The organism is Thauera sp. K11 (genome assembly GCF_002354895.1).
Lineage (GTDB): Bacteria > Pseudomonadota > Gammaproteobacteria > Burkholderiales > Rhodocyclaceae > Thauera > Thauera sinica.
Genome location: NZ_CP023439.1, coordinates 4119120 through 4132003, shown reverse-complemented (window position 1 = coordinate 4132003; position 12884 = coordinate 4119120). Strand labels below are relative to the sequence as shown.

The 12884-nt window shown below is 70.8% G+C and carries 14 protein-coding genes; 12 read left to right on the top strand and 2 right to left on the bottom strand.

Features of this window, described 5'->3' with window-relative positions:
- Positions 1 to 122 precede the first annotated feature (122 nt).
- The 3 genes from CCZ27_RS18075 to CCZ27_RS18065 all read left to right on the top strand — a co-directional run bounded on the left by CCZ27_RS18075 (position 123) and on the right by CCZ27_RS18065 (position 2799).
- Positions 123 to 650: an OmpA family protein gene (locus CCZ27_RS18075; RefSeq protein WP_096450536.1), complete on the top strand. Its 528-nt coding sequence runs from the start codon at positions 123 to 125 to the stop codon at positions 648 to 650.
- Complete coding sequence (gene gdhA, locus CCZ27_RS18070; RefSeq protein ID WP_096450534.1) at positions 628 to 1971, top strand: NADP-specific glutamate dehydrogenase; 1344 nt, start codon at positions 628 to 630, stop codon at positions 1969 to 1971. The genes CCZ27_RS18075 and gdhA overlap by 23 nt, the downstream gene beginning before the upstream one ends.
- A 186-nt stretch (positions 1972 to 2157) precedes the next feature.
- The gene (locus CCZ27_RS18065; protein WP_096450532.1) at positions 2158 to 2799 is read left to right on the top strand and encodes an MBL fold metallo-hydrolase; all 642 of its coding nucleotides are present in this window, start codon (positions 2158 to 2160) and stop codon (positions 2797 to 2799) included.
- Between the two features lie 195 nt (positions 2800 to 2994).
- Here CCZ27_RS18065 and mscL read toward each other — a convergent pair whose 3' ends face one another.
- Positions 2995 to 3423, bottom strand: coding sequence for a large conductance mechanosensitive channel protein MscL (mscL, locus tag CCZ27_RS18060; RefSeq protein WP_096450530.1), 429 nt, complete (start codon positions 3421 to 3423; stop codon positions 2995 to 2997).
- A gap of 251 nt (positions 3424 to 3674) precedes the next feature.
- Between mscL and CCZ27_RS18055 the strand changes: the two genes are divergently transcribed.
- From CCZ27_RS18055 to CCZ27_RS18025, 7 genes are all read left to right on the top strand, one after another.
- Complete coding sequence (locus CCZ27_RS18055) at positions 3675 to 4646, top strand: NAD(P)H-dependent flavin oxidoreductase (RefSeq protein ID WP_096450528.1); 972 nt, start codon at positions 3675 to 3677, stop codon at positions 4644 to 4646.
- Positions 4647 to 4669: 23 nt separating this feature from the next.
- Complete coding sequence (locus CCZ27_RS18050) at positions 4670 to 5542, top strand: branched-chain amino acid ABC transporter permease (protein WP_096450526.1); 873 nt, start codon at positions 4670 to 4672, stop codon at positions 5540 to 5542.
- A gap of 5 nt (positions 5543 to 5547) precedes the next feature.
- Positions 5548 to 6480 carry a branched-chain amino acid ABC transporter permease gene (locus CCZ27_RS18045; RefSeq protein ID WP_385961077.1) on the top strand — a complete coding sequence of 311 codons (933 nt, stop codon included), beginning with the start codon at positions 5548 to 5550 and terminating at the stop codon, positions 6478 to 6480.
- A 97-nt stretch (positions 6481 to 6577) separates the two neighbouring features.
- Positions 6578 to 6925 carry a YMGG-like glycine zipper-containing protein gene (locus tag CCZ27_RS18040; RefSeq protein WP_096450522.1) on the top strand — a complete coding sequence of 116 codons (348 nt, stop codon included), beginning with the start codon at positions 6578 to 6580 and terminating at the stop codon, positions 6923 to 6925.
- A gap of 113 nt (positions 6926 to 7038) precedes the next feature.
- Positions 7039 to 8202: an ABC transporter substrate-binding protein gene (locus tag CCZ27_RS18035; RefSeq protein ID WP_096450520.1), complete on the top strand. Its 1164-nt coding sequence runs from the start codon at positions 7039 to 7041 to the stop codon at positions 8200 to 8202.
- 416 nt (positions 8203 to 8618) lie between these two features.
- On the top strand, positions 8619 to 9248 hold the full coding sequence (locus CCZ27_RS18030; protein WP_096450518.1) for a flavin prenyltransferase UbiX: 630 nt from the start codon (positions 8619 to 8621) through the stop codon (positions 9246 to 9248).
- Entirely contained in the window at positions 9245 to 9865 is a 621-nt protein-coding gene (locus CCZ27_RS18025; protein WP_096450516.1) for an LON peptidase substrate-binding domain-containing protein, read from the top strand. Before CCZ27_RS18030 ends, CCZ27_RS18025 begins: the two co-directional genes overlap by 4 nt.
- Here CCZ27_RS18025 and mutY read toward each other — a convergent pair.
- Positions 9855 to 10913 carry an A/G-specific adenine glycosylase gene (mutY, locus tag CCZ27_RS18020; RefSeq protein ID WP_096450514.1) on the bottom strand — a complete coding sequence of 353 codons (1059 nt, stop codon included), beginning with the start codon at positions 10911 to 10913 and terminating at the stop codon, positions 9855 to 9857. The genes CCZ27_RS18025 and mutY overlap by 11 nt on opposite strands.
- A gap of 131 nt (positions 10914 to 11044) precedes the next feature.
- On the opposite strand from mutY, the gene CCZ27_RS18015 reads away from it, so the two are divergent.
- Positions 11045 to 11542, top strand: coding sequence for a flavin reductase family protein (locus tag CCZ27_RS18015; protein WP_096450512.1), 498 nt, complete (start codon positions 11045 to 11047; stop codon positions 11540 to 11542).
- Between the two features lie 26 nt (positions 11543 to 11568).
- Positions 11569 to 12759: a class I SAM-dependent rRNA methyltransferase gene (locus CCZ27_RS18010; protein ID WP_096450510.1), complete on the top strand. Its 1191-nt coding sequence runs from the start codon at positions 11569 to 11571 to the stop codon at positions 12757 to 12759.
- The last annotated feature ends 125 nt before the right edge of the window (positions 12760 to 12884 follow it).

The following is a 12884-nucleotide window of genomic DNA, read 5'->3' as shown; positions in this document are numbered from 1 at the left end:
GCATGCGCAGGCTCCGGCGGTGCCGTCGCGGGCGCAAAAGCCTCAACGGCGTGTCGTCTTTCCGCTAAACTGCGCGCCGACCCTGCGGATGCGGGATAACCCTGAGAATCTGGAGCCAAAACATGTTCGATCAGGAAGACGGCGAACTCAATGTCGTCATGGGCGTACTGTTCGGCATCATCGCCCTGGTGATTGCCTTCGTCATCGGTCTCGGCGTCTTCAAGATGCGCTCGGCGGCCCCGTCGGCCCCGGTGGTGGCGGCGGCCCCTGCCGGCGCCGAGTTCGCGGAGGTGGAAGAGGTGGGCGAGGCGCTCGCCAAGGTCTATTTCGGCCTCGGCCAGACCGAGCTGCCGGCCGATGCCGCCGCCAGCATCGCCACCGTCGTCGCCGCGCTGCAGGCCGAGCCGGGCAAGCGCGCCCTGCTGTCGGGCTACCACGATGAAACCGGCGGCGCGGCGATCAATGCCGAGGTCGCGAAGAATCGTGCCGTGTCGGTGCGCAGCGCCCTCGTCGCCGCTGGCATCCCGGCCGAGCGCGTGCTGATGCGCCGTCCGGCGGTCACGCTGGGCGGCGGCGATGCCGCCGAGGCGCGCCGCGTCGAGATCTGTCTACAAAGGTTCGAGCACCATGAAATACCAGTCCCTGGCTGAATTCCTGGCCTATGTCGAGCAGCGCAACCCCGGCCAGCCGGAATACCTGCAGGCCGTCGGCGAGGTGATGGACAGCCTCTGGCCCTTCATCTCCGCCAATCCCCGCTACGCAGAGCATTCGCTGCTCGACCGCCTGATCGAACCCGAGCGCGTGATCATGTTCCGCGTGTCGTGGGTGGACGACAAGGGCGAGGTGCATGTGAACCGCGGCTACCGCATCCAGCACAGCTCCGCCATCGGGCCGTACAAGGGCGGCCTGCGCTTCCATCCGTCGGTGAACCTGTCCATCCTGAAGTTCCTCGCTTTCGAGCAGACCTTCAAGAACGCACTGACCACGCTGCCGATGGGCGGCGGCAAGGGCGGTTCCGATTTCGACCCGAAGGGCCGCAGCCCCGGCGAGGTGATGCGCTTCTGCCAGGCTTTCATGAGCGAGCTGTATCGCCACGTCGGCCCCGACACCGACGTGCCCGCCGGCGACATCGGCGTGGGCGGCCGCGAGGTCGGCTACATGGCCGGCATGATGAAGAAGCTGTCCAACAACGCCGCCTGCGTGTTCACCGGCAAGGGCCTGACCTTCGGCGGTTCGCTGATCCGTCCGGAATCCACCGGCTACGGCACGGTGTACTTCGCCAAGGCCATGCTCGAGCACGCCGGCCGCGATCTCGCGGGCATGCGCGTGTCCGTCTCCGGTTCCGGCAACGTCGCGCAGTATGCGATCGAAAAACTGATGCAGTTCGGCGCCAGGCCGATCACCTGCTCCGACTCCAGCGGCACGGTGGTCGACGAGGAAGGCTTCACCACCGAGAAGCTGGCCGTGCTGATGGAGATCAAGAACCACTACTACGGCCGCGTTTCCGAGTACGCGGAGCGCGTCGGCGCCCGCTTCGAGCCGGGTGTGCGTCCGTGGCACGTGCCGGTGCAGGTGGCGCTGCCGTGCGCCACGCAGAACGAACTCGACGCCGACGATGCCGCCACGCTGGTGAAGAACGGCGTGGTCGCGGTCGCCGAGGGCGCCAACATGCCCAGCACGGTCGAGGCGGTGAAGATCTTCGAGCACCACGGCGTGCTGTATGCGCCGGGCAAGGCGAGCAACGCCGGCGGCGTGGCCACGTCGGGCCTGGAGATGAGTCAGAACGCGATGCGCCTGTCGTGGACGCGCGACGAGGTCGACGCCCGCCTGCAGGAGATCATGCTCGGCATCCACGCCGCCTGCCTGAAGTACGGCAAGCGCGACGACGGCTCGGTGAGTTACGCCGACGGCGCCAACGTCGCCGGCTTCGTCAAGGTTGCCGAAGCCATGCTCGCCCAGGGCGTGATCTGATCCCGGCCGCGGCGCGCCCGCGGGCGCGTTTCGCCTTTGCACCCGTCCCGCGGCCCGGCCGCCGGACGGGCGTTTTCATTGGCGGCCGGGCCCAGGCGCCGCGGCACGCACTCCCGGGCGGCGCGGAGAGGGCGCCGCCGATCGGTTAGACTGGCGCCTCCCCATTCCGTCCAGGAGCCTCAGCCGATGATCCAGGCCAGCATCGTCCCGGTGACGCCCTTCGAGCAGAACTGCAGCATCGTGTGGTGCGACAGGACGAAGAAGGCGGCGGTCGTCGATCCGGGCGGCGATCTCGACCGCATCCTCGCGGCGGCGAAGAAGCTGGGCGTCACGATCGAGAAGATCCTGATCACCCACGGCCATATCGACCACGCCGGCGGCACGGCGAAACTCGCACGCGAACTGGGCGTGCCGGTCGAAGGGCCGCAGCGGGAAGACCGCTTCTGGATCGACGGCATGCCGCAGCAGAGCAAGATGTTCGGCTTTCCCGACGTCGAGTCCTTCGAGCCCGACCGCTGGCTCGAAGACGGCGACACGGTCACGGTCGGCGAGGAGACGCTGCGGGTGATCCACACGCCCGGCCACACCCCGGGCCACGTCGTGTTCGTGCACGCCGATGCCCGCCTCGCCATCGTCGGCGACGTGCTGTTCGCCGGCTCCATCGGACGCACCGACTTCCCGCGCGGCGATCACCAGACGCTGATCCGCTCGATCCGCAACAAGCTGTTTCCGCTCGGCGACGACATCGTCTTCATCCCCGGCCACGGCCCGACCTCGACCTTCGGCGACGAGCGCCGGCGCAACCCCTACGTGGGCGATCAAGCCTGAGCGCTCACGTCCGGCTGCCCGCAGGGCGCTCCGCCGCCTTCGGGAAGGGTGCGGCGCAGTGGTGGGAGGCTATCCAGAGCCGGGCCGGCATGCTCCCGGACGATGCAGGAAGCCCGCCCATCGTGTCCTAGGGCTGCGATGGCCGGGCTTCTGGTTTCGGGGACGGCGCCGCGACAGGGCGGGCCGCCGCCGGCTTCAGCCGCGCTGCTGCAGGGCGTCGCGGATCTCGCGCAGCAGCTTGACGTCCTCCGGCTCCGGTGCGGGTTCCGGTTCCGGGGCCGGCGGTTCGGCGCGCTTGAGCTTGTTGATGGCCTTGATCGCAACGAAGATCGCGAAGGCGATGATCAGGAAATTGATGATGCTGTTGATGAAGATGCCGTACTTGATGAGCGGCGCGCCGGCCTTCTCCGCCGCTTCCAGCGTGTCGTAGGCGGTACTGCCGAGATTGATGTACAGGTTGCCGAAATCGACCCCGCCCACCAGCATGCCGACGATCGGCATCACGACGTCCTTCACCAGCGAATCGACGATCTTGCCGAAGGCTCCGCCGATGATCACGCCCACGGCGAGATCGATGACGTTGCCGCGCATGGCGAATTCCTTGAATTCCTGAACGAAGCTCATAGGCGACTCCTTGGGGGCGAGCATTATTTGTTTGGGGATCGGCTGCCGGATGTCGTCAAGCCCGGCTGCAGGGGCGATACGCGGCGCATCTTAACGCCGCACTGCATCAATTGACAGAGGGCGGCAGCCGCGGCGCGGCCATCCCGGCGCGGCCCGCGAAGGTGCGCGCCGGCCTGCGGCGCCGGCCCTGTGCCAGAATTCGCTCCGCCGCCACTGCGCACGCCGCCCACGAACCGAGACACGGAGACGACATGGCCATTCCTTCCTCCCTGCACGGCAGGTTCCGGGTACCGGCGATCGCCGCGCCGATGTTCCTGGTGTCGGGCCCCGAACTGGTGATCGCCGCCTGCCAGGCCGGCGTGGCGGGGACCTTCCCGGCGCTCAATGCGCGGCCGGCCGTCCAGCTCGACACCTGGCTGGGCGGGATCGATGCCGCGCTCGAACGCCGGCGGCGCGAGCACCCCGAGGCGCCATGCGCGCCGCACGGCGTGAACCTGATCCTGCACGCCTCCAACGAGCGCCTGCAGGAAGACCTCGCCACCGTCGTGCGCCACCGCGTGCCCATCGTCATCACCAGCCTCGGCCATCCGGGCGAGGTGGTGAAGGCGGTGCATGCCTACGGCGGGCTGGTGTTCTCCGACGTGATCCATGCCTACCACGCGAGAAAGGCGATCGGTGCCGGCGTGGACGGCATCATCGCCGTCGCCGGCGGGGCGGGCGGCCATGCCGGCGGGCAGGGCGTGGTAAGCCTGATCCGCGAGATCCGCGAGTTCTGGGACGGCGTACTGGTCGCCGCCGGCAGCATCTCCGACGGTGCCGCGATCCGCGCGGTGGAAGTGCTCGGCGCCGATTTCGCCTACATGGGCACGCGCTTCATCGCCACGCGGGAATCCATGGCGCCGGCCGCCTACAAGCAGATGATCGTCGATTGCGGCGCGGCCGACGTCGTGTATACCGACGCCATCTCGGGCACCAACGCCAACTTCCTGTGGCCCAGCCTGGAAAAGGCCGGCTACGACCGCGCGGCACTTGCGGCCGGCGCGGGCAAGGGCAGGCTGCACGACATGTCCGACGAGGCGCGCGCCTGGCGCGACGTGTGGAGCGCGGGCCACGGCGTGGCGACCATCCACGACGTCCCGGCGGTCGAGGCCCTCGTCGACCGGCTCGCGGACGAGTATCGTGCCGCCTGCGCACTGCCGCCGAGTGCCGCCGTGGCGCGCTGAGCCGGGCCGCCTTTTCCGCCCGCATGCTCGCCGTCGCCCAGGTCCTGATCAGCGGCATCGCGCTCGGCTGCGTCTATGGCCTGGTCGCGCTGTCCTTCGTGCTGATCTACAAGGCGACGGAAACCGTCAGCTTCATGCAGGGCGAACTGTTGATGACCGGCGCCTTCGCCGCGCTGGGCCTGCACCTGGGAGCCGGCTGGCCGCTCGCGGCCGCGGCGGCCGCGGCGGTGGCCGGCACCGCCCTGCTCGGCGCGGCCTTCGAGCGCATTGCGTTGCGCCGCGCCGTCGGCCGGCCGCACCTCGTCGCGGTGCTGCTGACCTTCGGCCTGGGCCTGATGCTGCGCGGCGCCGTTGCGTCGGTGCCGGCCGCCGCGCAGGAGACGCACCGCCTGCCCATCGCCGCCGATGCCGTGCGGCTCGGGCCGCTGACCCTGGCCGCCGGGCAGTTGCTGGTGATCGCCGCCACCATGCTGGTCGCCGCGCTGCTGGCGCTGTTCTTCCGCGCCACCCGCACCGGGCTCGCGCTGCGCGCGCTGTCCGAGGATGCGCGCAGCGCCGCGCTGATGGGCGTGCCGGTGGCGCGCATGCACACGCTGGCATGGGCGCTCGGCGCCGGGCTCGCCGCGCTCGCCGGCCTGCTGCTGGCGCCCGTCACCTTCATCCACCTGAACATGGGCCTGATCGCGCTGAAGGCTTTTCCGGCGGCGGTGCTGGGCGGGCTCACCAGCCTGCCGGGCGCGCTCGCCGCCGGCATCTTCCTCGGCGTGGCCGAAGCCCTGGCCGGGCTGGCGCTGCCCGAAGGCGTCAAGGACGTCGTGCCCTATGCGCTGCTGATGCTGGCGCTGCTGCTGTTTCCGGCCGGCTTCGGCGCCGGTGCGCAGGGGCGGGGGCGATGACGGGCATGCCGCGCATGCGCGCCGCCCTGCCGTGGCCGGCGTTGCTCGCCGTGGCGATCTTGGCTTTCGGTGCGGACCACGCGCTGAGCCAGGCGACCCTGGTCGCCACCTATGCGCTGGCCGGACTGGGCGTCGTCGTGGTGGTCGGCCAGGCTGGCCAGATCGCGCTCGGGCAGGCGGCGCTGGTGGGGCTGGGGGCCTATGCCGAGGCGCTGCTCGTTGCCGCGGGCGCGTCGCCGCTGCTCGCCCTGCCGGCCGCGGTGGCGGTCGCCGCCGGCAGCGGCGTGCTCGCCAGCCTGCCGGCGCGCCGGCTCGGCGGGTTGTACTTCGGCATGAGCACGCTGGCCTTCGCCCTCATCGTCGAGGAGGCGCTGGTGCGCTGGGAGCCCGTCACGCACGGTGCCGCCGGCCTCGCCGTGCCGGCGCTGCGGCTTGCCGGGCGGACGGTCGACACCCCGGCGGCCCAGGCCGCGGTCAGCACCGCGGCGCTGCTCGGCGCCATGCTGCTGTGCGCGCGCCTGCTCGCCTCGCGCATCGGCCGCGCATGGCGCGCAGTGCGGGAGGACGAAGCGGCTGCCGACGCCTGCGGCATCGCCCCGGCGCGCGCCAAGATGCTGGCCTTCGCCGTCGGCGGCGGGCTGTCGGGCCTCGCCGGCGCCCTGTATGCGCACTGGATCGGCTTCATCAGCCCGGAACAGTTCGGCCTGATGTTCTCGTTCGAACTGCTGATGCTCGCCTTCATCGGCGGTGCCCGGCACCTGGCCGGTGCGGCGTGGGGCGCGCTGGTCGTCGTCGCCATCCCGCAGGCGATCGCGGTGCTGCGCGATGTGCTTCCCGGCGGCGCCGCGCGCGCCGCCGGGCTGGAGACGGTGCTGTTCGGCGCGGTGATCGTGGCCGTCGTGCTGCTGCGGCCCGGCGGCATCGCCGGCCGGGGGTGAGCGGCGGGCCGGCAACAATTTCAGACAGTCTGGATTGGACGGGCGGCAAGGTCGCCCACTACGATCCCGCCGACCCAAATCACTCAGGAAAGCGAAAATGAAACTCGACAAGCTGCTCCCCGCCGTCTTCTGCCTCGCGCTCGCCGGAGGCGCCCATGCCGATGCATCGACGGTGCTCGGCGGAGCGATCGGCGGAGGCGTCGGTGCGGCCGTGGGCCAGGCGATCGGCGGCAGCGATGGCGCGGTGATCGGCGGCGCGCTCGGGGGCGGCGTCGGCGCCGCGATCGGCAACGATGCCGGCCGGGATCGCGGGCGCGGGCGTGTCCGCGAGCGCGAGGTGGTGCGCTACGAGGAACGTCGCCACGATCGCCGCTACTACCACGACCGCCGCCATCGCCACCCCTACGGCTGCCCGCCGGGCCTGGCCAGGAAGGGCGCCTGCTGATTTCCCGTGCCCGCCCCGCGCGAGGGGCAGGCGCATCCGGCCCGGCTTCCCGGCGGGATCTCCGGGTTGGGGTATAAAGCGGTTCGAAGATCGTCCGCCCGGGATTCCCACCGATGAACCTGTTTCGCCAGTTCGTGTTCGCCGTCGTCGCGGGCGCCCTCCCGTCCCTTTCCCACGCCGCTGCGCCCGGCGTGACCGACCGCGAGATCGTCGTCGGCACCGTGTCCGACCTGTCCGGCCCGATCGCCTTGCTCGGCGTGCCGGTGCGCGACGGCATGCTGATGCGCTTCGACGAGGCCAATGCCGCCGGCGGCGTGCATGGCCGCAGGATCCGCCTGGTGGTCGAGGACTCCGGCTACGACCCCAAGCGCGCGGTGCTCGCCGCGCGCAAGCTGGTGCAGCGCGACGGGGCCTTCGCCTTCATCGCAGACATGGGCACGCCGGTGGTGATGGCGTCGATGCCGGTCATCGTCGATGCCGGCCGCCTGCACCTGTTCCCGTTCTCGCCGCACGAATCCACCTATCTGCCGCTGCATCCGCTCAAGTTCCAGAACTTCGCGCCCTACCGGACCTACATGGAGGCGGCCACCCGCCACATGGTGCAGACCCGCGGCTACCGGCACACCTGCCTGCTGTACCAGGACGACGACTACGGCCTCGAGGTGATGAAGGGCGTCGAAGCCGCGCTCGGCAAGCTCGGCCGGCCGCTGGCCGAGAAGACCAGCTACAAGCGCGGCGCCACCGACCTGTCCAGCCAGATCGCGCGTCTGCGCGGCGCCGGCTGCGATTTCGTCGTGCTCGCCACCGTGGTGCGCGAGACCGTGGCGGCGATGAGCGAGGCGCGCAGGACAGGCTGGAAGGCGGACATGCTGGTCACCGCGTCCGGCTATTCCGCGCAGACGCACGAACTGGGCGGCGAGGCGGTCGAGGGGCTGTACGGCGTCAGCGTGCTGCCCCATCCCTACGCCGAAGGCGCGAACCGCCAGCTCGCCGACTGGATCCGGCGCTACCGCCAGCGCTACGACGCCGATCCCAACGTCTGGAGCGTGATGGGCTATACGCTGGCCGACATGTTCGTGCGCACCGCAGAGGCCGCCGGCCCTCGGCTCACCATCGACGGCTTCGCCCGTACGCTGGAGCGCATGGACTTCACCCGCGATTATTTCGGCAGCCCCGAGTACCGCTTCAGTCCGACGGACCACCTCGGCAACCGCTACGGGCGGCTGGCGCAGATCCGGAACGGGAAATGGGAGCTGATTTCGGATTACTTGAAGTAACCGGTTTCATCGTTCGTGGGAACGCTGTGGTTGGCGGTGCCCCGTGATACGGGGTGCTAATTCGCGCCGGGCGGGACATTCCTTCCGCCGGCTGCGGAACTCGCCTTCGCTGCGCTCGGCTCGGACAGTCCTCGCCGGCTCCAGGAATGTCCCGCCCGTCGCTTGCGCGGCGGTTTTTCGGGCCTTTCGATAGCCGCTGCGTTGCGTCGTGCGGGGTGTCCGCGGAAGCGGCGAGGACTGTCCGAGCGAGCGCAGCGAGCGAGTTCCGCAGCCGCTGGAGCGGACACCCCGCGCGGCGCATGGAGGCACCTGCAGCGATGAAGCGGCGCCGGTCCGATCTGCCCGAGCCAATATCCCTGTGGCGCCCCGATGGAGTACCCTGCCCGAGCGAAACCTCTCCCATCTACCGAATCACCATGATCAACGGCCAGACACGCACCATCACCGTCGCCTTCACCGGCGCCTCCGGCCTGCCTTATGGCGTGCGGCTGGTCGAATGCCTGATCCGGGGCGGCTGCCGCGTGTGGCTGCTGTATTCGCAGGTGGCGCAGGTCGTGGCGCGGCAGGAAATGGCCTGGAACCTGCCCGGCCGGCCCGCCGACGTCGAGGCCGAGCTGTCGGCGCGTTTCGAGGCCGTGCCTGGCCAGTTGCGCGTGTTCGGCCGCGAGGAATGGTTCGCACCGCCGGCCTCCGGCTCCAACCCGCCCGACGCGATGGTCGTCTGCCCCTGCACCATGGCCACGCTCGCCGCCGTTGCCGGCGGCCTCAGCCGGAGCCTCATCGAGCGTGCCGCCGACGTCGTCATCAAGGAAGGCCGCAAGCTCGTGCTGGTGCCGCGCGAAACGCCGTATTCGGCCATCCATCTCGAAAACATGCTCAAGCTCGCCCGCCTCGGCGTCTGCATCCTGCCGCCCAATCCCGGCTTCTACCACCATCCGCAGACCGTGCAGGACCTCGTCGATTTCGTCGTCGCCCGCGTGCTCGACCAGCTCGGCGTGCCGCACCGGCTGATGGCGCGCTGGGGCGACGAGGGAGCGGCGCAATGAACGACACCACCCGTATTCCGCTGTTTCCGCTCGGCACCGCGCTGTTTCCCGAAGGCAGCCTGCCGCTGCGCATCTTCGAGCCGCGCTACCGGCGCATGATCGCGCAATGCCTGAAGGGGCACGGCACCTTCGGCGTGTGCCTGATCGCCGCCGGGCAGGAGGTCGGCGCGCCGGCCGTGCCCTATCTGCTCGGCACCGAGGCGCAGATCGTCAGCGCCGACCATCTGCGCAACGGCGTGGTGGAGATCGTCGTGCGCGGCCGCCGGCGTTTCCGCGTGATCGACCACGAGGTCGAGCAGGATGGCCTGATGACCGGCCTCGTGCGCTGGCTGGACGAGCCGCCGGCGCAGCCGGTCCCGCCGCATCTGGCCGAGGTGGCGCCATTGCTCGAGCGGCTGATCGGCAAGTACGGCGGCGGCCACGTCGCCGAGCCCCACCGCTACGACGACGCCGGATGGGTCGGCGCCCGCTATGCCGAGTGGCTGCCGCTCAAGCCCGAGGCCAAGCAGCGCCTGCTGGAGATGGACGATGCGCTCGAACGGCTCGAATTCGTCCACCAGGCGCTGTACGAACTCGGGCTGCTGCCGGAAGATCCGGACGCCCCGCTCAACCGCTGAAGAGATCCGGCGCGGCCAGCGCGTCGAGAATGCGCCGCACCGGTGCCGGCAGCGCCGCGCCGGCCAGCGCCGATAGCGGCTGCCAGCCATGGCCGGGCTCCATCGCCTGTGCCGCCACGCGCGATGCGTCCAGCCGCAGCGGCTGCATGTCGAGCACGAAGTGGGTGAAGGCGTGCGTCAGCGGCGCCAGCGGCAGGGCCTCTTCGCACTCGACGCCGAGGGCGGCGTCCGCCCACGCCGCCACGTCGCCGACCTGTTCGGGGATCTCGGGCAGCGCCAGCAGCCCGCCCCAGATGCCGGCGGGCGGGCGGCGTTCCAGCAGCACCCGGTCGCCATGCAGGATCACAGCCACCCGTACGCTGCGCCGCGGCACCGCCTTCCTCGGCCGTGCCGCCGGCAGTTCGGCGGTGCGGCCGTCGCGCCGCGCCACACAGTCGTCCTGCAGCGGGCAGCGGCCGCAGGCGGGCCTGCCGCGCGTGCATACGGTGGCGCCGAGGTCCATCTGCGCCTGGATGTAGGGGCCGGTGCCGCGCTCGGGCAACAGCGATTCGGCCAGCGCCCACAGCTGGTTCTCCACCGCCTTCCCGCCCGGGAAGCCCTCGATGCCGAACGCCCGGCACAGCACCCGCTTGACGTTGCCGTCGAGGATGGCGGCGCGCTCGTCGTAGGCGAAGGCGGCGATGGCCGCCGCGGTCGAACGGCCGATGCCGGGCAGCGTCCCGATTTCCGCCGCGCTGTGCGGGAACCGCCCGCCATGGCGCTCGACCACCTGCTGCGCCGCGCGGTGCAGGTTGCGCGCGCGGGCGTAGTAGCCCAGCCCGCTCCACAGCGCCATCACGTCTTCCACCGGCGCGGCGGCCAGGGCGGCGACGTCCGGAAAGCGTTCGAGAAAGCGGTGGTAGTAGGGGATGACCGTCTCCACCTGCGTCTGCTGCAGCATGATTTCCGACAGCCAGATGCGATAGGGGTCGCGGCCGCCCTGCCAGGGCAGATCGTGGCGGCCGTGCTCGCGCTGCCATGCGACGAGCCTGCGTGCGAATTCGCTCATGTGTTGTCCGTTTCCTGTGTCCGGCACCGCAGCCCGGGCGGGCACTCGACGCTGCCGGCGGCTGCCGCCATAATCCGGGGCCTCGTTTCCATCTTCCTGCCGCGGCCCGTGCCGCGGCGCCGAACCGTCCGATGTCCCAGCAGACTTTTTCCGGCGAGGATGCCGCGCGCCGCTTCCGCGATGCGCTGGGCATGTTCGCCACCGGCATCACCGTCGTCACGACGCGCACCCCCGACGGCGTGCCGCTCGGCCTGACGGCGAACTCGTTCAATTCCGTCTCGCTCGATCCGCCGCTGGTCGTCTGGAGCCTGGCCCGCGACGCTTCGCTGCGTCTGCCCTTCGAAGGCTGCGAATACTACGCCATCAACGTGCTCGCCGCCGACCAGGAGGCGCTGTCGAACCGCTTCGCCAGCCGTGTCGACGACCGTTTCGCCGGCCTCGAAGTGGAGCGGGGCGAGGGCGGCGTGCCGCTGCTGACCGGCTGCTGCGCGCGCTTCGTGTGCCGCAACACGGTGCGCCACCCGGGCGGCGACCACATCGTCTTCATCGGCGAAGTGGTGAGCTTCGACCGCGAGGAACGGCCGCCGCTGATCTACCACGGCGGCGTCTACCGGCGGCTGGCCGGCTGACCGCCGCGATCTCGCCCGGAACGCCCATGGCCCGGCTCATCCTCACCCCCGGCAAGGAACGCTCGCTGTTCCGCCGCCATCCCTGGATCTTCGCCGGCTCGGTCGAACGCCTCGACGGCCGTGCGCGGCCGGGCGACACCGTCACCGTGGTGTCGGCCGACGGCAAGCCGCTGGCGCGGGCGGCGTGGTCGCCGGAATCCCAGATCCGCGCGCGGGTGTGGAGCTTCGATGCCGACGCGGCGATCGACCACGCCTTCTTCAAGCGCGCGGTGGCCGCCTCGGTGGCGCGCCGCGCGTCGATCCCGGCGCTGCAGGGGCAGGAGGGCGTGCGCCTGATCCACGGCGAATCCGACGGACTGCCCGGTGTCATCGCCGACCGCTACGGCGCGGTGGTGGTGCTGCAACTCACCAGCGCGGGCGCCGACAAGTGGCGCGAGGCCATCGTCGCCGGCCTGGTGCAGGCCACCGGCTGCGCCGCGGTGTTCGAGCGCTCCGATTCGGAAGTGCGCGGGCTCGAAGGGCTGGCGCCGCGCACCGGCTGCGTGCATGGCGAACTGCCGGCGGGCACGCTCACCATCGTCGAGAACGGCGTGCGCATGGAGGTCGACGTCGAAAGCGGGCACAAGACCGGCTTCTACCTCGACCAGCGCGACAACCGCCTGCTCACCGGCCGGCTTGCCGCCGGGCGCGACGTGCTCAACTGCTTCTGCTATACCGGCGGCTTTTCGCTGCAGGCGCTGGCCGGCGGCGCGAAATCGGTGCTGTCGATCGATTCCTCCGGCCCGGCGCTGGATTCCGCCCGCCGCAACCTCTCGCTCAACCCGCAACTCGACGCCGGCCGCGCCGAATGGCACGAAGCGGACGTGTTCAAGGCCCTGCGCGCGCTGAAGGACGAAGGCCGCCGCTTCGGCCTGATCGTGCTCGATCCGCCCAAGTTCGCGCCTTCCGCCGCGCATGCCGAGCGTGCCGCGCGCGCCTACAAGGACATCAACCTGTTCGGCTTCCGCCTGCTGGAGCCGGGCGGCATCCTGATGAGCTATTCCTGTTCCGGCGGCATCGGCCTCGAACTGTTCCAGAAGATCGTCGCCGGCGCCGCCATCGACGCCGGGGTCGATGCGCGCATCATCTACCGCCTGTCGGCCGCGCCGGACCACCCGATCGGGCTGGCGGTGCCCGAAGGCGAATACCTCAAGGGGCTGGCCTGCCAGGTGGGCTGAGCGGGCCTTGGCGCCTCGAATCCGGTTGGGTGGGGCTTCGTCCGGTCTGGCGGCGGGGGATGCGCTCCGCGTCCTGCGCAACTCGACCTCGCTGCGCTCGGGACTCGAGCAGTGCTCGTCCGCTC